The organism is Flammeovirga sp. AWQ4_249, assembly GCF_056161045.1.
Genome location: NZ_JBSWYJ010000005.1, coordinates 1 through 18,066 on the forward strand (window position 1 = coordinate 1; position 18,066 = coordinate 18,066).

At 31.5% G+C, this 18,066-nt stretch carries 20 protein-coding genes; 7 read left to right on the forward strand and 13 right to left on the reverse strand.

Translation table 11 applies throughout. The features are described from left to right. Window positions 1–79 precede the first annotated feature (79 nt). The 7 genes from ACXAHM_RS05875 to ACXAHM_RS05905 form a co-directional block, all read right to left on the reverse strand. The gene (locus ACXAHM_RS05875) at window positions 80–1,273 is read right to left on the reverse strand and encodes a tyrosine-type recombinase/integrase (protein ID WP_474959482.1); all 1,194 of its coding nucleotides are present in this window, start codon (window positions 1,271–1,273) and stop codon (window positions 80–82) included. A gap of 377 nt (window positions 1,274–1,650) precedes the next feature. After that, entirely contained in the window at window positions 1,651–2,997 is a 1,347-nt protein-coding gene (accC, locus tag ACXAHM_RS05880) for an acetyl-CoA carboxylase biotin carboxylase subunit (protein ID WP_474959483.1), read from the reverse strand. 54 nt (window positions 2,998–3,051) lie between these two features. Continuing rightward, a complete protein-coding gene (gene accB / locus ACXAHM_RS05885; RefSeq protein ID WP_474959484.1) occupies window positions 3,052–3,570 on the reverse strand; it encodes an acetyl-CoA carboxylase biotin carboxyl carrier protein in 519 nt (172 codons plus the stop codon). A 74-nt stretch (window positions 3,571–3,644) separates the two neighbouring features. Then, entirely contained in the window at window positions 3,645–4,211 is a 567-nt protein-coding gene (gene efp, locus ACXAHM_RS05890; protein ID WP_474959485.1) for an elongation factor P, read from the reverse strand. Window positions 4,212–4,293: 82 nt separating this feature from the next. Further along, entirely contained in the window at window positions 4,294–5,280 is a 987-nt protein-coding gene (locus ACXAHM_RS05895; protein ID WP_474959486.1) for a beta-ketoacyl-ACP synthase III, read from the reverse strand. A gap of 156 nt (window positions 5,281–5,436) precedes the next feature. Further along, entirely contained in the window at window positions 5,437–5,643 is a 207-nt protein-coding gene (rpmF, locus tag ACXAHM_RS05900) for a 50S ribosomal protein L32 (RefSeq protein WP_044203678.1), read from the reverse strand. Window positions 5,644–5,663: 20 nt separating this feature from the next. Then, a complete protein-coding gene (locus ACXAHM_RS05905) occupies window positions 5,664–6,200 on the reverse strand; it encodes a YceD family protein (protein WP_474959487.1) in 537 nt (178 codons plus the stop codon). A 147-nt stretch (window positions 6,201–6,347) separates the two neighbouring features. Here ACXAHM_RS05905 and ACXAHM_RS05910 point away from each other — a divergent pair, with 147 nt between their 5' ends. From ACXAHM_RS05910 to ACXAHM_RS05925, 4 genes are all read left to right on the forward strand, one after another. Further along, window positions 6,348–7,052: a 16S rRNA (uracil(1498)-N(3))-methyltransferase gene (locus tag ACXAHM_RS05910; RefSeq protein WP_474959488.1), complete on the forward strand. Its 705-nt coding sequence runs from the start codon at window positions 6,348–6,350 to the stop codon at window positions 7,050–7,052. Window positions 7,053–7,154: 102 nt separating this feature from the next. Next, window positions 7,155–7,823: a DUF4159 domain-containing protein gene (locus ACXAHM_RS05915; RefSeq protein WP_474959489.1), complete on the forward strand. Its 669-nt coding sequence runs from the start codon at window positions 7,155–7,157 to the stop codon at window positions 7,821–7,823. A gap of 68 nt (window positions 7,824–7,891) precedes the next feature. Continuing rightward, on the forward strand, window positions 7,892–8,917 hold the full coding sequence (locus ACXAHM_RS05920; protein ID WP_474959490.1) for an acyl-CoA reductase: 1,026 nt from the start codon (window positions 7,892–7,894) through the stop codon (window positions 8,915–8,917). 9 nt (window positions 8,918–8,926) lie between these two features. Further along, window positions 8,927–10,030 (forward strand): glycosyltransferase family protein, encoded by a 1,104-nt coding sequence (locus tag ACXAHM_RS05925; RefSeq protein ID WP_474959491.1) that lies wholly within the window; start codon window positions 8,927–8,929, stop codon window positions 10,028–10,030. On the opposite strand, the gene ACXAHM_RS05930 is transcribed toward ACXAHM_RS05925, so the two are convergent. Next, complete coding sequence (locus tag ACXAHM_RS05930) at window positions 10,013–10,279, reverse strand: hypothetical protein (protein WP_474959492.1); 267 nt, start codon at window positions 10,277–10,279, stop codon at window positions 10,013–10,015. The two genes, ACXAHM_RS05925 and ACXAHM_RS05930, sit on opposite strands and share 18 nt — an antisense overlap. A gap of 169 nt (window positions 10,280–10,448) precedes the next feature. Here ACXAHM_RS05930 and ACXAHM_RS05935 point away from each other — a divergent pair, with 169 nt between their 5' ends. Together ACXAHM_RS05935 and ACXAHM_RS05940 are read left to right on the forward strand one after the other, a co-directional pair. Further along, window positions 10,449–11,102, forward strand: a complete 654-nt coding sequence (locus ACXAHM_RS05935; protein WP_474959493.1) for a metal-dependent transcriptional regulator — start codon at window positions 10,449–10,451, stop codon at window positions 11,100–11,102. Next, window positions 11,099–12,163 carry a M42 family metallopeptidase gene (locus tag ACXAHM_RS05940; RefSeq protein ID WP_474959494.1) on the forward strand — a complete coding sequence of 355 codons (1,065 nt, stop codon included), beginning with the start codon at window positions 11,099–11,101 and terminating at the stop codon, window positions 12,161–12,163. The genes ACXAHM_RS05935 and ACXAHM_RS05940 overlap by 4 nt, the downstream gene beginning before the upstream one ends. Window positions 12,164–12,201: 38 nt before the next feature. Here ACXAHM_RS05940 and ACXAHM_RS05945 read toward each other — a convergent pair whose 3' ends face one another. The 5 genes from ACXAHM_RS05945 to ACXAHM_RS05965 form a co-directional block, all read right to left on the reverse strand. Beyond that, entirely contained in the window at window positions 12,202–13,215 is a 1,014-nt protein-coding gene (locus ACXAHM_RS05945) for a DUF481 domain-containing protein (protein ID WP_474959495.1), read from the reverse strand. A 174-nt stretch (window positions 13,216–13,389) separates the two neighbouring features. Next, window positions 13,390–14,763 (reverse strand): histidine--tRNA ligase, encoded by a 1,374-nt coding sequence (gene hisS / locus ACXAHM_RS05950; protein ID WP_474959496.1) that lies wholly within the window; start codon window positions 14,761–14,763, stop codon window positions 13,390–13,392. Window positions 14,764–14,907: 144 nt separating this feature from the next. After that, the gene (locus ACXAHM_RS05955; protein WP_474959497.1) at window positions 14,908–15,819 is read right to left on the reverse strand and encodes a DUF58 domain-containing protein; all 912 of its coding nucleotides are present in this window, start codon (window positions 15,817–15,819) and stop codon (window positions 14,908–14,910) included. A gap of 70 nt (window positions 15,820–15,889) precedes the next feature. After that, the gene (locus ACXAHM_RS05960) at window positions 15,890–16,690 is read right to left on the reverse strand and encodes a septal ring lytic transglycosylase RlpA family protein (RefSeq protein ID WP_474959498.1); all 801 of its coding nucleotides are present in this window, start codon (window positions 16,688–16,690) and stop codon (window positions 15,890–15,892) included. Window positions 16,691–16,703: 13 nt separating this feature from the next. Further along, window positions 16,704–17,459, reverse strand: coding sequence for a septal ring lytic transglycosylase RlpA family protein (locus ACXAHM_RS05965; RefSeq protein ID WP_474959499.1), 756 nt, complete (start codon window positions 17,457–17,459; stop codon window positions 16,704–16,706). 172 nt (window positions 17,460–17,631) lie between these two features. Here ACXAHM_RS05965 and ACXAHM_RS05970 point away from each other — a divergent pair, with 172 nt between their 5' ends. After that, the gene (locus ACXAHM_RS05970; protein WP_474959500.1) at window positions 17,632–17,955 is read left to right on the forward strand and encodes a DUF3276 family protein; all 324 of its coding nucleotides are present in this window, start codon (window positions 17,632–17,634) and stop codon (window positions 17,953–17,955) included. Window positions 17,956–18,066 lie beyond the last annotated feature (111 nt).

The following is an 18,066-nucleotide window of genomic DNA, read 5'->3' on the forward strand; positions in this document are numbered from 1 at the left end:
AACTCAGCACTCTCTTTTTGTGATTGCTTTGCCATAATTTTCAATATATAAAATTTAAAAATTACGGACAGCGTTTATTTTATACTCTCCATTCTTCATCATAATCATATAGATTATTAAATATATCTCTTACTTTATCTTGTAAATAATACTGCTCTGTTATTTGAGTTGAAGCATGTCCTAATAATTTAGAAGTAGTCAATAATCCAAATTTGTCTAATGAATTATAGGCAAATGTATGTCTCAAATTATGAAGACTTATTGTATATACCTCTCCTTCTTTCTCTATTTCTTTTAAATTATTAGTTTTCAAAAAATCTGAAAAATATTTTGACAAACTACTTATTGCGGTAGATCTATAATTTAATAATTTATCATTTTCTAAAAGGTGATGCCCTGAAATATAATCTTTTAAAAAGCTTACTAGCTCTGGTGGTATAGGAAAATATTCTCTATTGTTCTTCCCTTTTAACCAAACTGCCATTTTTTTTGTTACAAAATTTATATCCTTTACTGACAGATTAAGCATTGAACTTCCCCTTAAACCCATTTTTAAACCCAGATGAAGAATTAGTTTCTGTTTGTCATTTGAATTTTCATATAGAGATTGAATATCTTTTTTACCTAACCCTATCCTATTTACCGTTTGAATAGAATCCTCAAACTTTTTCAAAGTCTGGATTTCTTGTGAAATAGAATGCCTATTAGGATGATCTGAACTTAATTCAAAAAATGATGCAAACCTTTTTATTGCTTTCAAATATAGATTTAAAGTTGAAATTTTTAAATGAGCTTGTTCCCTTAGATATACATTAACGGATAAAGCTGATATTTCATTATAGTCTGACTTCTTTAACCATCTGAGGTACATTCCAACAATATTTGATATTACTTTACTATAATCTGTATTTCGAGTTAATTTTGATTGTAGTTTTAACCAATCCTCAAAGTCTTTAGACCAATTTTTAGCTAATACTTTATCTTTATTAGATGAAACAATCCTATAAGCATTCTTATGAAGCCAAACTAAATATCCCTCCTTGCCATTTGATAAGTTAATACGCCTAGCATACATTCTCCTAAGAGCTTTTTGAGAAGAGGATATTTCTTCATTATCAACTAATTGCTGTAGGTAATTTGAATAATGAATAAAAGTCTGAAGAGATAAATGACCTTCTCGAAAAGAAATTGAATATTCAAGAAACTTCTTAAACTGAGATTGTGCTTTAAATACCGTATTTTCTTCAGATTTTTCTTCAATTCCTTTAAGCAAATAAGATTTATACCCTTCTAATAAAAATTTAATTGAATAAGAATTAACTACACTTATTTCATTTTTATTATTTTTTTTTAATCTAATACTATTCAAATGTTTAATAATTAATTGTCTATATATCTGTTATAGCAAATGTTAATATTTATGGAAATTTAAATAAATATATGATGTAAATATAATATACAGATGGATATTTACTTCAATTTATAAAAAATATTTTCTATGATAAGATTATTTTAAGATCTTCTTATTAATATTTTATTAAATTATAAAAATTTCAAGTATATGTTTAATTTCAACCAAAATAGATAGAACATAAAAAAAGGAAGTCATTTCTGACTTCCTTAATCATGATATATATTATTTACGTAACCTTATACTAAAGTTTCGTAAGTAAATTCATCCATAAAACCTGTGTTAAAGTCACCTGATTGGTAAACTTTGTTATCCATAAGTCTTAAGTGGAAAGGAATTGTTGTTTTAATTCCTTCAATAACGAACTCTTGTAAAGCTCTCTTCATTCTTTTAATAGCTTCTTCTCTTGTTTCCGCAGTAACAATTAATTTAGCAATCATTGAATCGTAGTTTGGAGGAATAGCATAACCTGAGTAAACATGAGTATCTACTCTTACACCTGGACCACCTGGTACGTGAAGATTTGTGATTTTACCTGGAGAAGGTCTAAAATCCATTGCAGGATCTTCAGCGTTAATTCTACATTCAATTGAATGAGCTTGAGGAGTATAGTTTTTTCCTGAAATTTTCTCGCCTGCAGCTACTTTAATTTGCTCTCTGATTAAGTCAAAACCAGTTACTTGTTCAGTTACTGGGTGCTCAACTTGAATACGAGTGTTCATTTCCATGAAATAGAAATCACCATATTTATCAACAAGGAATTCTACAGTACCCGCACCTTCGTAGCTAATTTTCTTAGCACCTGCAATTGCAGCTTGTCCCATCTTCTCTCTTAATTCAGGAGATAAAGCTGGTGAAGGAACTTCTTCTGTTAATTTTTGGTGACGTCTTTGAATCGAGCAGTCTCTTTCTGATAAGTGACATGCATTACCATGACTATCGCCAATAATTTGAATCTCAACGTGACGAGGTTCTACTACGAACTTCTCAAGATACATACCATCGTTACCGAAAGCAGCAGCTGATTCTTGACGTGCTGAATCCCAAGCTTTATGGAATTCATCTGGTCCGTTAACGATACGCATACCACGACCGCCACCACCTGCAGTTGCTTTTAAGATAACTGGGTATTTAATTTTTTCAGCAATTTCCAAACCTTGCTCTACTGAGTCTAAAAGACCTTCAGAACCAGGAATAGTTGGAACACCTGCATCTTTCATTGTTGCTTTTGCTGTCGCCTTATCACCCATTTTGTTGATCATGTCGGCAGAAGCACCAATAAATTTAATGTTGTTTTCAGCACAAATTGCTGAGAATTGAGCGTTTTCTGATAAGAAACCGTAACCAGGGTGGATAGCATCACAATTAGTGATTTCAGCTGCCGCCATGATATTTGGAATACTTAAATAAGAATCAGTAGATGGAGCTGGTCCGATACATACTGCTTCATCAGCAAAACGAACATGTAAACTGTCTTTATCTGCAGTAGAGTAAACCGCTACAGTTTTGATCCCCATCTCATTACAAGTACGGATCACACGTAGAGCGATTTCTCCTCTATTTGCAATTAATATTTTTTTAAACACGATACGTCCTTAGTTATAGTTGGAAATTAATTTAATAGTTGATCTAACTATAAATTAAGATGGATCTACTAAGAATAATGGTTGATCGTATTCAACTGGAGACATGTTATCTACTAAGATTTTAACGATTTTACCTGATACTTCAGATTCGATTTCGTTAAATAACTTCATAGCTTCAATGATACAAACTACGTCACCTTTCTTCACTGAATCGCCAACATTAACGAACATGTCAGAATCAGGATTAGGTGCTGTATAGAATGTTCCAATCATTGGAGACTTGATTTCGATATAGTTTGCAGTATCTGCTGCTGAAGCCGGAGCTGCTGCAGGTGCTGCTTCAGCTACTGGAGCTGGAGTTGAAGCTGGTAATTCTGCTGCTGGAGCTGCTGCTAATGGAGCAACTGGAGCTGCCGCTAAAACTGGTGCTGCTGGAGCAACCGCTTGTACTGATGCAGAAGCGTCAACATTGCGTTTAATGTGAAGTTTGATTTCTGCAGTTTCTACATTTACTTCTTGCAAGCCTGAACCTGCAATAAAGCTAATCAGATCTTTTACCTCTGGTGCTTTCATAATGTGATAGTGTGTGTGTCTGAGGAACAATGGAAGTCTACACTCCCCAAACCTATTCGATTAAATACTAATTTTTATTTTTTAACTCGTTCTGAATAAGAACGGTCTTGTGTATTCACTTTGATTACATCGCCAGTGTTTACAAATAAAGGAACCATAATTTGAGCACCTGTCTCAACTGTAGCTGGTTTCAATGTATTTGTAGCTGTATCTCCTTTAATACCTGGTTCTGTATAAGTAACTTCTAACTCTACGAATTGAGCTAATTCACAACCTACTACTTCTTCAACTTCTGCATGGAAAAGAATATCAACATTCATTCCGTCTTGCAATAAGTCGTTGTTAGGTACCTGTTCACCTGGTAAGGCAACTTCTTCCCAAGTTGAAGTATCCATAAAGTGGAAACCCAAATCATCTTCGTAAGAATACTGGTGTTGTCTTCTTTCGATACGAGCAGTTGTAACTTTGTGACCTGCTGTGAAAGTATTATCAATTACTTTACCTGTACGAATACTTTTTAATTTCGTACGTACAAAAGCAGGACCTTTACCTGGTTTTACATGTTGGAATTCGATAATTTGAAAAATATCATTATTGAATTCAATACATAAACCGTTTTTAAAATCAGCTGTAGATGCCATTATATATACTTTAAATTTTCTACTACTTAACGTATTAATTCGTTGAATTGGTAAAATCCGAACGCAAAAATACAAATTATTCTTAGTAAGACCACTTAATAAATGCCGATCCCCAAGTAAAACCGCCTCCAAAGGCCGCTAGAACAAGATTATCGCCTTTTTTTAACTTATTTTCATAATCTAAAAGACATAATGGGATGGTTGCAGCAGTAGTATTACCGTATTTATTGATGTTCATCATGACTTTATCATCCCCAACGTTCATACGATGAGCCGTAGCATCAATGATTCTTTTGTTTGCTTGGTGTGGAACTAAATAAGCGATATCATCTCCTGTTAACTTGTTACGTTCCATAATTTCTGCAGCTACATCAGCCATGGAAACAACAGCATATTTAAATACATGCATTCCTGCTTGGAAGATATAGTGTAATTTATTGTCTATTGTTTCATGAGAAGCTGGCATTCTTGATCCACCTGCTTTCATGTTTAGATATTCCTCTCCTACACCGTCTGTTTTTAATACAAAATCCATCACACCATTATCTTCTTCTGTTGGTTCTAATAATACTGCTCCAGCACCATCACCAAAAAGAACACATGTTGTACGATCAGTATAGTCTACAATACTAGACATTTTATCAGCACCAACAACGACAACTTTTTTATATTTTCCAGTTTCTATAAACTGCGACCCTGTACTTAAAGCATATAAAAATCCGGAACATGCAGCTCCTAAATCATAACTAAATGAATTATCTGCTCCTACGCCTTTTGCAATAATATTTGCTGTAGCTGGAAAGAACATATCCGGAGTTACAGTTGCACATATAATCAAGTCAACATCTTTCGGGTCTGTGTTAGTTTTTTCTAATAACTGTTTTACAGCTTGAATGCCCATATAGGAAGTACCCATATTTTCACCCTTAAGAATACGCCTTTCTGATATCCCTGTCCTTTCTAGAATCCATTGATCATTTGTGTCAACCATTGTCTCTAGTTCTTTATTTGTAAGAACATAATCAGGAACGTATCCTCCAACTCCTTTAATTGCTGCTTTTATTGCCATAGTAATATCGGTAATTCTTTGCTTTTTTTGAGATCAACTATTTGTCAAAATCAAATTTCAAAAGGCAAAGATAATGAACTCTTTGAAAATCCATATAAAGTATAAAAAAAAGCCAACCCTATTTTTAGGATTGGCTTGATTCTGTGCAGTTTAAAACTACTCAGCAGTTTCGTCTACATCTACAGAGTTATCGATAACCACTTGGCCACGATAATACATTTTACCGTCAGACCAGAAAGCACGGTGTCTTACGTGTGCTTCACCAGTTGATTGGCAAAAAGAGATTGTAGGTTTATCCATCTTAAGGTGCGTTCTACGCTTACCTCTCGAAGCTTTCGAAATTCTCGACTTAGGATGTGCCATTTTTAATTCTTAAATATATATCATTTGAGTTTTTTCAAAATATCCCAACGAGGGTCAGTCGATTTCTCTTCTTCTTCCTCATTGTTGTCCTCCTCAATTTCGTCTACATCTTCTTCTTCGTATGATGAGTAATAAAACTCATCATCTTCATCCTCCTCTGGATGTAAACGTTTAGAAGGTAATGATACTGCTATTAAATCATAAATAATTTGAGCAAAATCTAAATCTGATTCGTTAAAAGGTATTTTGAATAAATCATCTTCTAACATTTCAAACTTATCAGAAAATTTAAAATATACCTTTTGAGTTTCCTCTAATGTATAATCAAATTCTTTTAAGCTCCTATCACTTAACAACACTACCTTTGCATTTAGTGAAAGATCTACATCGATCTGTGTTTCACTTTTAACAAGTTGCAATATCGCCTTTCCAGATATATTTTCCATCAATTCAGATTCAAATAAATCTAAAAGTTCTTTATTCAACTCGATTTCAAATTGATGTTTACCATTACCTAGGCCACCAATTGTTATAGTATATGCGTTTTTCTTCTTCACCTTCAATGTGATTTGGCTTGCAAAATTACAAAATCAAACAATACTAAGAAAGTATTTTAGATAAATAATCAAGAAAAATAAGAAATAAAGCGAAATCTGATGTATTTTTGCAATTATTTAGAAGAATAAAGACTGAAAAATATAATTATGAGACTTTTTTACCACCAAGAAATCACTCCAAACCAGGAGTATGTAACATTATCATCAGAAGATTCTAAACATATAGTTAAGGTATTAAGGATGAAAAATGATGATGAATTACATATTATGGATGGAAAAGGTCATCGTTATTTATGTGCAATTAAAGATGCCCATCAAAAAAAATGTATAGTTACGATTAAAGAAATCGAACAGATGCATCAAAATTCTCCTCATGTACATATTGGTATTGCACCCACCAAAAATATGGATAGGATAGAATTCTTTTTAGAAAAAGCCATAGAGATAGGTGTATCTTCTATTACATTCTTTTATTCTAAACACTCAGAAAGAAAACAATTAAAACTAGATAGACTAGAAAGAATTGCAATTTCTGCAATGAAGCAATCACGAAAATTTTGGATGCCAAAGCTGACAATAATCCCAAAATTTGAAGACTTTTTGGAAGTACAATTTGATCAAAAGTTCATTGCCTACGTTCCAACTGAAACTACTGAAAACTTATTCCAGAAAATACATATTAGAAAAGATATACTCGTACTCATTGGGCCTGAGGGTGGTTTTTCTGAGGAAGAAGCAAATAAAGCAAAAGAAAAAGGATTTGATTGGGTTAGTTTAGGTAAAGAAAGATTAAGAACAGAAACAGCAGGAATTGTCTCTGCACAAATATTAAACATGGTCGACTTAAAATAATTTAATGACTGTAATTATGCTTTTTTGACATAATTTTAGTATATTAAGATAGTCTAGGTTCACTTTTTAAAACCTTATTTTATTATCGATATAGCTTTACAAATGAAGAAATATATAACTATACTCCTATTATTTTTAGTACCTATTATATCTAATGCTCAAAATAACAATAGATATTCCTTAAAAATAGCCAAAGTTAAATATACAGGTGGAGGTGATTGGTATGCTAACAAAACTGCTTTACCTAATTTAGCAGAATATTGTAACGATCATTTAGGCACTAGTATTGATGTAGATGATGAAATTGTAGAAATTGGTAGTGCTGAACTTTTTGATTATAGTTATATCTATCTTACTGGACACGGAAATGTAGTCTTTTCAGATTCTGATGTAGAAAACCTCAGAAATTATTTAGTAAGTGGAGGTTTTTTACATATTGACGACAACTACGGGCTTGATAAATTTATTCGATTAGAAATGAAAAAGGTATTTCCTGAATTAGATTTTGTTGAGATTCCTCACGATCACCCTATTTATCATCAAACTTACAGCTTCCCAAATGGACTACCGAAAATTCATGAACATGATGGCAAACCAGCTCAAGGGTTTGGTATATTTTATGAAGGTAGGTTAATTTGTTTTTATAGTTACGAATCTGATTTAGGTAACGGTTGGGAAGACTCTTCAATACATAATGATCCTGAAGAGGTCCGAATGAAGGCATTACAGATGGGTGCAAACATTATTTCTTTCGCTTTAACGGACTTTTAAAACAATTTTCTTGTAAACTCACATTATTCCTACTTTTTTTGCACTGTTTTTAGATTAACAGAGGAAAAATGAAGTTGCAAGAAAGAATAAATGCTTTTGTAGCATTGGGAGATAAACTAAGAACTTTAGACAATGACACTAAAGCTTCTCTAACTCGTAGAGCAAATGATGACAACGGTTGGTTCGATGAGTTATCGGTAAACAACGCACTTACTGGTATCGAGAAAATGTTATCTGAAGAGGTCTTAAATGAGTGGACAAGCTCATATGAAACTTCAGAAGAAGAAACTCCAAAGAAGGTTTTAGTTGTTATGGCTGGTAATATTCCTGCTGTTGGTTTTCATGATGCTTTAAGCATTTTGATTTCAGGCCACATATTAATGGCTAAACTTAGTTCACAAGATACTTTCTTGATGACTATCCTGTTTAATTGGTTAAAAGAAATTGAACCAAAATTTAATGATTTCATAGAGATTTTAGATGCTCCTGTTAAGGATATAGATAAAGTAATTGCTACTGGTTCTGATAATAGCACTAGATATTTCGTGAAATATTTTAATAAATACCCTAATATTATTCGTCATAATAGATCTTCGATTGCAGTAATCAGAGGTGATGAATCAGAAGAAACTTTATCAAAATTAGCAGATGACATCTTCTTATATTATGGTTTAGGATGTAGAAATATTTCTAAAGTATATGCTCCTAAAGGTTATGATTTTAAAGTTTTAATGAAAGCTTTGGAAAATCGTGCTAAAGAAACAATCATTAATCATAAATATGCCAACAATTACGATTATAATAAATCAATTTATTTAGTAAATAAAGTTGAGCACTTAGATAATGGTGGATTAATTTTAGCGGAATCTGAGGAAATGGTTTCTCCTATTTCAGTGTTATTCTATGAAACATATGAAAATGGAAAAGATCTTAAATTAAAATTAGCTGCTGCTGAGGATAAAATACAGTGTATTGTTACTGATGGACAATGGTTAGCAGATTCTGAAGATTTTGGACAAGCTCAATTCCCTTCAGTTTCAACTTATGCAGATAATGTGGATACTATGGCATTTTTATCACCATTAGTAAAATAATTATAATCAATGGAAAAAATCATCTTAGCTTCAGTTCTTAAACCCGTTAATGATACTAGGGTTTATGAGAAGTTTGGAAGATCCATTGCAAAACTATCAAATGTTGAGGTTGTCATCTTTGGAAGTCAATCTAATTTGAAGTCAAATGATATTCTTGAGTCTAATATTAGATTTAAGCCATATAAAAAAGAGTCTACTCGCTTAAATGTGAGTAGACTCTTTTATCATTTACTTTTAGTAGAAAAACCAGATAAAATAATTATTCATACCATTGAATTATTACCTATTATTTTACTCTATAAATGGAAAAATAGAAGTGTAAAATTATATTATGATATTTTAGAAAATTACCCTTTAAATTTCATTGCTCAATATTACTATTCACCTTATAAGAAATACCTTCTGTCAATTGTGGCTAAAATGATTGAAAATCTATCATACCCTTTTTTGAATCATATATTTTTAGCAGAAAAAACCTATTTAAATGAAAAAAGACTACCTAAGTATAAATCAACTGTTCTTGAAAATAAGTATGCACCCCTATTAAAACAGACTTCAAGGAAAACAGATCAGGAAATCATAATTACCTTTTGTGGAACATTGACAAAAAGCTTTGGTGTAATCAATTTTATAAATTTTATTTCAGATTTAAATAGTTGCAAGAATAAACTAAACATTAAATTTTTAATTATTGGTAAAGCTTATGAAGATGATGTCCTTCAAAAGCTAAATGTTATTTCTGATTCTTCAAATGTTGAATTAATTGGGATTAATGAATTTGTCCCCCACTTAGAAATAATAAAAGCAATGCAAAACTCAACATGTATTGCATTGCCTTATCCGTTAAATGATTCAACTAAAAACTGTATTCCAACTAAAATGTATGAATGCCTAGCAATGGGTATTCCAATGCTTATTCAGCATAATTCAAAATGGGAAAATTTCTTACAATCCTACTCCAATAATATGTTCATAGATTTTAATAATTTTTCAGTTCCAAAATTATATGACTATCTAGAAAAGATAGAAAAATCTAAAAGAAATATAGTTCCTTCAGCTTTTTGGAGTACAGAAGAAGAAAAATTGCTTAACATTTTAAGCCGTAAAGATTAACGCCATTAAAAATGTAACACCAAAGATTCCTAATGCCCAAAAAGCAAATAATTCAATTCTACTTGTCATCTTATATGTCTCCAAAGAAGATTCAAATTTCCTTTTTTGCTCATTAGTTCCCTGTTTAAATTTCATAGGTTTTCCGGCTTTCGTTAAATAGTCTTTAGATGGAAAACGTCCTGTTTGAACTTGCTTAATTTCACGTCTATTGTTTTCTAAAACTTTTACTGCACTTGAATCAAATCCCATAATTTGTATATTAAATAGTTTGCTAATATTAGTAAATACGTGTATCTGGAACACTTGTTTGTTATTTTATAAAGTTTTAAGATAAAATCTTCTCTTTAAAAATTATGATTTTCCCACCTTAACTATTTACTTGCAAATCGCAGAAATAATAATATATAGCACACATATAATGTTTAGTCATTCCGAAGAAAACTATTTAAAAACTATATATCACTTATCTGAAAAAGATACTCCAGTAAATACAAATGCTATTGCTGAAAAATTAAGCACGAAAGCTGCTTCAGTGACAGATATGATAAAGAAGCTCAACAATAAAGGGGTAATTCATTATCAAAAATATAAAGGGACATCTTTAACAGAAGAAGGAAAAAAAGCCGCATTATTAGTCATCAGAAAACATCGACTTTGGGAAGTTTTCTTATTAGAGAAACTTAATTTCAATTGGGACGAAGTTCATGAAGTGGCTGAACAACTCGAACATATTCAATCTCTTAGAATGATTGAGCGACTTGACAAGTTCTTAGGCTACCCTAAATATGATCCTCATGGTGATCCAATTCCTGACAAAAATGGTGAATTTAGTAATTTAGAAGCTACATCTCTTTGTGATTTACCTGTAAGTCAAAAGGCTACAGTTGTCGCAGTAAAAGATGGAAATAGTAGTTTATTACAATACCTTGATAAAGTAGGTATTGGTATTGGAACAGAAATAGAAGTTTCAGATAAAATAGAATTTGATAAATCATTAGAAATAATCATCAATAGCAGAGAACAAAAAATTGTTTCTGCTTTGGTATCAGAAAATATATTAGTACAAATATGAGTTTAGAAAGAATAGATCTCCCATTATTAAAAAATATCAGTGAAACAGCAGGAGCTCCTGGTTTTGAGAAGAAAGTAAGACATTTATTAATTGACACTTTAAAAGATATTGTTGATGAATATTATGTTGACAATATGGGAAACCTCATTACCATAAAGAAATCTTCCAAAGAAAATGCTAAGAAATTTATGTTAGCAGCTCACATGGATGAGATTGGTTTTATGGTGAAGCACATAGACGACAATGGCTATATACGTTTTCAAACTTTAGGAGGTTTTGACCCAAAAACTTTAACTTCTTTAAGAGTTAAAGTACATGGTAAAAAAGATTTATTGGGAGTTATGGGGTGTAAACCTATTCACTCAATGAGTGCTGCAGAAAGAACTAAAGTCGTAACTAACGAAGAGTATTTTATAGATTGCGGTTTATCTAAAGAAGAAATTGAAAAGCATGTGAAAATTGGCGATTCAATTACAAGATGGCAAGAAATGGATACGGTTGGTGATCTTATTAATGGTAAATCATTAGACGACAGAGTTTGTGTTTATGCATTGGTAGAGATTATGAAAACTCTTCAAAATCAAGATACTCCCGTTGATGTGTACGGTGTATTTACAGTTCAAGAAGAAGTTGGCTTAAGAGGTGCTCAAGTTGCTGGTCATGGTGTTTCACCTGATTTTGGTATTGCATTAGATGTTACTGTTGCTAATGATATACCTGGATTAGCACCAAAAGATTATGTAACTTCTATGGGTAAAGGTGCTGGTATTAAGCATTTTGATGGCGGTACAATATGTGATCGCAGAATGGTAGAGCATCTAGAAAAAGTTGCTGAGCAAAAGGAAATTCCAGCTCAACCTGAGGTTCTTCCATTTGGTGGAACGGACACTGCTAACATTCAACGAATGCCTAAAAATGGTTCTATTGCAGGAGCTTTAAGTGTACCTATGAGATATTTACATCAAACTACCGAAATGGCACACCCGGTAGATGTAGTTGCAATGATAGACTTAGTTGTTCATGCAATTCTTGAAATTGAAAAAGGCGATTGGTCCTATTAGATAAATAAAAAGGATAGAATTCTCGAGTTCTATCCTTTTTATTTATTATTCCAACCAAAACTCGTAGTAATGACGAAATCTAAATCTTTTCCTATTTCGGCTGGTTTATTATCATAATCGAGACTGAACCCTACTTTAATATAAAAATTGAGTGGTAAATCATACTTTAAACTAGCATCCAAATCTTCCCTCCAACGTCCATCAATGTTTAAACTTTTGTAAGTTATTAGTGAGATATCTAAATCAATATCTCCCATATCAAAAATATCCAAATCAATACCAACGAAGGCCTCTGCTGATTCCTGAACATCAAGTTCATTCATAAATTTCTCATTCAAGTAGTTCATACCCAATGAAGTACCAAGATTAAATTTATTTGTATGGAAGAAATATTTACCCACACCCGCTTCAAGTGTATATCGAAGATCAATTGACTGTTCTGAATTATTTAAGAAGTCATTATTAAGAAGAAAGTAATAATCTTTTTTTAGAAGATATTGAAAATTAACAGAGGCTTCATTTCTTTTAATATCATCAGCACTATCTTGTTTTGAAAATAGATTATTGATTTTTAATTGAGATATATAAAAGTTATTGGTGTATTTTAAATCAGCTGAGGAAGTTAATTGACTGTAGTTATTAGCTTTTGTATAACTAAAGCCCATATCAAAACTTCCTTGCAATTTTTTTGACAAATCTTTTCCTTGTTCTTGTAAGTAGACTAAATCATCATAACTCACCACCTTATGATTATTCTTATTATAAATAATTAAGCTGTCTCTACTATAATTTTCAAGTCTACCAAAATAATGACGCCCTCCTTCTACAGTTACAAGGAAATGTGTGCCAGAGTTTACCTTATCAACTTCCAACCATTCTACCTTAAAATCTGATTTACTGTAATCAGTTTTAATTGTAAAAACACCTTTGGAAAAGGATTTTATTTCTCCAATCATCTTATCACCATTTTTGAAAGTCAGTGTATCTAAATTAGATTGTCCAAATGATGATAGAGAAAGAAAAATAATGACATGTAGGATTATATATTTCAAATAATCTGTGATAACCATAAATATTTTAAAGAGATTATATTCATGATTAAACGTTCATTAGCTTCCTAAAACTTATAAAAACCAATTATATGGATATAAAAACCGACTATCACAAAAAAAAGCACAATAGATATTAGACCTATTGTGCTTAATATATTTAAAATTGTAACCTTATTAATCTTTCAATTGGTTTACAATTTCGTCTGCAGTTAACATTTGCTGCTCTCCTGTATTCATATTTTTTAATGAATATTTTCCCTGAGCCATTTCATCTTCCCAGGCAAGAACTACATAAGCGATACCTTTTCTATTTGCGAAGTTCATTTGTTTTTTCATTTTCGCATTATCTGGGTACAATTCTGCACTAATACCTGCGATACGTAATTTCTGAAGTAAAGGTAAAGAGTAATCTCTTCCTTGATTATCAAAATTAGTCAACATTACTTTTGTTGTTTCAACTGCAGATGAAGGGTATAAATCTAATTCTTCTAATACATCATAGATTCTATCCACTCCAAAAGAAAAACCTACGCCAGACATTCCTTCAAGACCGAAAACTCCAGTTAAGTTATCATATCGACCTCCTCCACTGATGGATCCCATTTTTGCGTTATTAACTTTCACTTCAAAAATTGCACCTGTGTAATAGGAAAGTCCTCTTGCTAGTGTTACATCAAACTCAACTTTATCAGTACCCACACCCATTTTTTGAGTATAGTTAAAGACTTCTTCTAATTCTTGAAGTCCTTTTAAACCTACTTCAGAAGAAGATAAGAATGCTTTCATTTTGGCAATTCTCTCTTCAGTTGAGCCACTTATTTCATAAATTGGTGTCAGTTGATCAACTGCTTCTTGTGTGAAACCTCTTTGTTCAACTAATTCAAGGTTAACCTTTTCAACACCAATTTTATCTAATTTATCAATGGCCACACATAATTCAGACTCCTTACCATTTTCACCAATTGCTTCTGCAATACCTGTTAAAACTTTTCGGTTATTAAGCTTAATGGTGTGATCCGTAATTTGTAAATTATTTAATGCTTCACCCATCATTGCAAGAATTTCAGCTTCACACAATAATGAATCTGTTCCTACAACATCAGCATCACATTGATAAAATTCTCTATATCTACCTCTTTGAGGTCTATCTGCTCTCCATACAGGTTGAACCTGATATCTTTTGAATGGAAAACTTAAAGTACCTTGATTCATTACTACATATCTAGCAAAAGGTACAGTTAAGTCGTATCTAAGTCCTTTATCAGAGATTTTTGGCAACATATGCTTTGCTCCTTTTTCAAGATCTTCAGCATTTACTTTCTTTAAATAATCCCCTGAATTGACGATTTTAAATAAAAGCTGATCACCTTCGTCTCCATATTTACCTGTTAAAACGGATAAATTTTCCATTGTTGGAGTCTCCAGGTTTTGAAAGCCATATTTTTTATAAACATCTTTGATTGTTTCTAAAATATATGTCCTCTTGGCCATTTGTTCTGGTCCAAAATCTCTAGTACCTTTTGGTACACTAGGTTTTTGCTTTGCCATTTATTTTTTAATTATTCTGTTTCTTTAAAGAAGCGCAATTACATCATTTTTCAAAGAAAATGAAAATAGAATTACAAAGATGACATATATTAAAAAAGGAACAAGTCTTAATAATTGAAGTCTTGTTCCTTTTCATTTTAATAACTATCTCATTCTTTGCCTTTTGAGCATATAAGGTATAATCACTTGATCAATATCTTTTTTACTATCTACTTCAACATAATCAATTTTATACTGTCCGCATTTGACATTTAAATCATGATATAGTTCTTGAATAGTATTCTGATATTGTTCCCTGACTTGAGAAGGTCTTAATTTTTCTTTTTGACCTGATTCTACATCAACAAATACCATAGGTCGTTCAGGAAATTCCAGTTGCAATTCCGTACTATGATCGGCAACATGGAACAATAAAACTTCATGGTTATTGTGTTTTAGATGTTGTAATGCTGCAAACATTTCATCTCTATTTCCCATCTGCCCCATCATATCAGAGAAAATAATCACTAAAGACCTTTTATGAATTGTTTCTGCTACTTGGTGAAGTACTTTTGCAATATGTGTTCCCTTTTGTGGTGGAGGTTTTTCCAACATTTGTTGAAGTTTCACAAATATCTGATGAAGATGTGTTCTGGTCGACTTTACTTGCGTCATTTCTTCTAAATCATCAGAAAAAGTACATAAACCAACAGCATCTCTTTGTTTTTGCAACATATACCCCAACGAAGCTGCAGCCATTGTACTAAAGGCCATCTTATCAAATGTCTTATCAGGATAATACATAGAAGGAGAACGATCTAAGACAATCATTGCTCTAAGGTTGGTTTCCTCTTCATATCTTTTTGTGAAAAGTTTATCAGTTCGCGCATAAACTTTCCAATCAATATGCCGTGTACTTTCACCTGGGTTATATAAATTATGTTCGGCAAATTCTACTGAAAAACCATGATATGGCGATTTATGTAGACCTGTAATAAAACCTTCAACCATTTGCTTTGCTAAAAGTTCAATATTACCGTATTGACGAATTGTATCAAAAGAGATTTCTTGCAACATCAGTTCTTTGAGTGAAATTGTAAAGTAGTTAGATCTATGAAAGTGATCTTTGATTAATAACCTTTATAAGTTACAAATGCTTTTTGACAAAGGCACCCTTATATCCTTTAGATTTTGCTTTTTTTACTATTTTTTTTGCTTGAGTCTCAGAATAATCACCATATAACAAGCGATAAATAGGTTTACTATTATGATATCCAGCTTGAATGTAAATTTCTATCAATCCTTTTTTATTGGCTTTTTTTCCGGCTTCTTTTGCTTTAGATAAATCTGAATAAGAAGCTAATTGGACTCCAAATCCATTTTTAATCGTTTTTGGCGTTCCCCAAATACTGTAAGTTCCAGGAGCTCCATATGTTCCCACTTTTGCATTTGATGTAGTTGTTGATGATTTAGAAGAAGAATTTTTAGACTTTTTCTTTTCTTTTTTTACATCTTTAGAACTTATTGCATCGTTTGAACTTCCTGATGTTCCTTCTTTTATTTTAGTTCCCTGGCCATTTGTAGCTAAAATTTCAATTTCAACATTTGCAATTCCATCTTCAATCATATCAATCTTCACAGCCGCAGCTTTTGATAAATCAAGAATACGATTTGATTTGAATGGTCCTCTATCATTCACTCTTACTACCACCCATTTACCATTTTTCAAATTTGTTACTTTTAAATAAGTATCAAAAGGTAATTTTCTATGTGCACAAGTATAGGCATACATATTAAACCTCTCACCATTTGCTGTTTTTCTACCATGAAATTTATTAGCATAGTAAGAAGACTGACCTTTCTTTTTGTCACCAACTTTTGTTTGTCCGTAGAGAGTATTAATTGTTATTAGACTTAAGAATAATAACAAAATCTTTTTTAGGTTCATTATAAAAAATCAATTATTTGTTTAGGTGTTTTCTAATAAAGCATACATCACACCCATTATTTTTAAATAGTTGCAACAATGGTGCTGCTTTTTCTTTATCGTTGAAGTTGCCTATCAGAAGACGAAATACTTTTTGGTCATTTGACCATCCAGTCTGAACAAAAATACCATTAATAAGATAATTTTCATTGATCAACTTACCTTCATTAAGAATATAATTTAGATCTGTTGAACTAGCAAGTTGTATTCCAAAACCTTGCATATGGACTACTTCTCCTTTTAATAGATATGTTCCAACTTGACTAAATTTAGAAGGGTAAATTTTAAGTGATTCAATTTCAACTTTAACCTTTTCTTTTTTATTTTTCTTTTTTTCCGCTAGTGTTTGCGGTGTATCTAAAAGTGTTACCTCAATATCGACATTCCCTTTACCTATAATATCAATCCTTTGTGCAGCAACATAGGTCATATCAAGGATTCTATTTTTAGTGTAAGGACGATCAACAATCTTAAGTTTAATTATTTTACCATTATCTACATTTCTAACTTTCACTATACTTCCAAAAGGAAAAAATTGATGAGCAGCATACAATGAATCTTTATTAAACTTATATCCTCCCTGCGTGATGATATTATTCCTATCATCTGGGTAATAGGATGCCTTTCCTATTTCTGAATAACCAATTTTTGTGATAGTTTGAGCATAAATACTATTAGGTAGAATTAAAAAAATTACAAATCCGATGGCAAAAAGTCTTTTTACTGACATTATTTTTTCTTTGAATGTTCTAAAAAATCATAGGTAAACTTACAATTATTTTCAGCTTTTCCTCAATTTTAGCAATAATCAGAGATAAAAATGCATTTTTTTTCAATTCTATTTGGATAATAGAAATGTTATATAAAAATTAGGATCAGAAATAAACTAAAAGATTAGGACTGTGGAAGAGAGAAGAGAAGAAATCTTTTCAAGGAAAGTTCGCGCTGGAAAGCGTACATACTTCTTTGATGTCAAAGCAACTCGTTCAAACGACTATTACTTAACCATAACGGAAAGTAAAAAACGTTTTAAAGATGATCAACCTGTATTCGAAAAGCACAAAATTTTCTTATACAAAGAGGATTTTGAAAAATTTGTAGACGCTTTAGGTGAGTGCGTTGATAAGGTGAAGAACGATCTTTTACCTGAACAAGAGTACAATCACGAAGAAAGCTACAGCAATGAATTCAAAAGTGAACCATTAGATAACGATTTATCTTACTAAGATCATTTTTTCAAAGCAAAAAAAGACTCTTACTTTACAATAAGTAGGAGTCTTTTTTATATTTTTAAGTTACGGAACAGATCTCAGCAATATTCATATATTGTAAGAGAC

What these genes read in the sequence shown, in the direction of transcription:
- accB (WP_474959484.1), bottom strand. Translation starts at nt 3,570, where the DNA reads ATGAAAGCACCAGAGGTAAAAGATCTGATTAGCTTTATTGCAGGTTCA.
- efp (WP_474959485.1), bottom strand. Translation starts at nt 4,211, where the DNA reads ATGGCATCTACAGCTGATTTTAAAAACGGTTTATGTATTGAATTCAAT.
- ACXAHM_RS05895 (WP_474959486.1), bottom strand. Translation starts at nt 5,280, where the DNA reads ATGGCAATAAAAGCAGCAATTAAAGGAGTTGGAGGATACGTTCCTGAT.
- rpmF (WP_044203678.1), bottom strand. Translation starts at nt 5,643, where the DNA reads ATGGCACATCCTAAGTCGAGAATTTCGAAAGCTTCGAGAGGTAAGCGT.
- ACXAHM_RS05910 (WP_474959488.1), top strand. Translation starts at nt 6,348, where the DNA reads ATGAGACTTTTTTACCACCAAGAAATCACTCCAAACCAGGAGTATGTA.
- ACXAHM_RS05915 (WP_474959489.1), top strand. Translation starts at nt 7,155, where the DNA reads ATGAAGAAATATATAACTATACTCCTATTATTTTTAGTACCTATTATA.
- ACXAHM_RS05920 (WP_474959490.1), top strand. Translation starts at nt 7,892, where the DNA reads ATGAAGTTGCAAGAAAGAATAAATGCTTTTGTAGCATTGGGAGATAAA.
- ACXAHM_RS05925 (WP_474959491.1), top strand. Translation starts at nt 8,927, where the DNA reads ATGGAAAAAATCATCTTAGCTTCAGTTCTTAAACCCGTTAATGATACT.
- ACXAHM_RS05930 (WP_474959492.1), bottom strand. Translation starts at nt 10,279, where the DNA reads ATGGGATTTGATTCAAGTGCAGTAAAAGTTTTAGAAAACAATAGACGT.
- ACXAHM_RS05935 (WP_474959493.1), top strand. Translation starts at nt 10,449, where the DNA reads ATGTTTAGTCATTCCGAAGAAAACTATTTAAAAACTATATATCACTTA.
- ACXAHM_RS05940 (WP_474959494.1), top strand. Translation starts at nt 11,099, where the DNA reads ATGAGTTTAGAAAGAATAGATCTCCCATTATTAAAAAATATCAGTGAA.
- hisS (WP_474959496.1), bottom strand. Translation starts at nt 14,763, where the DNA reads ATGGCAAAGCAAAAACCTAGTGTACCAAAAGGTACTAGAGATTTTGGA.
- ACXAHM_RS05955 (WP_474959497.1), bottom strand. Translation starts at nt 15,819, where the DNA reads ATGTTGCAAGAAATCTCTTTTGATACAATTCGTCAATACGGTAATATT.
- ACXAHM_RS05960 (WP_474959498.1), bottom strand. Translation starts at nt 16,690, where the DNA reads ATGAACCTAAAAAAGATTTTGTTATTATTCTTAAGTCTAATAACAATT.
- ACXAHM_RS05965 (WP_474959499.1), bottom strand. Translation starts at nt 17,459, where the DNA reads ATGTCAGTAAAAAGACTTTTTGCCATCGGATTTGTAATTTTTTTAATT.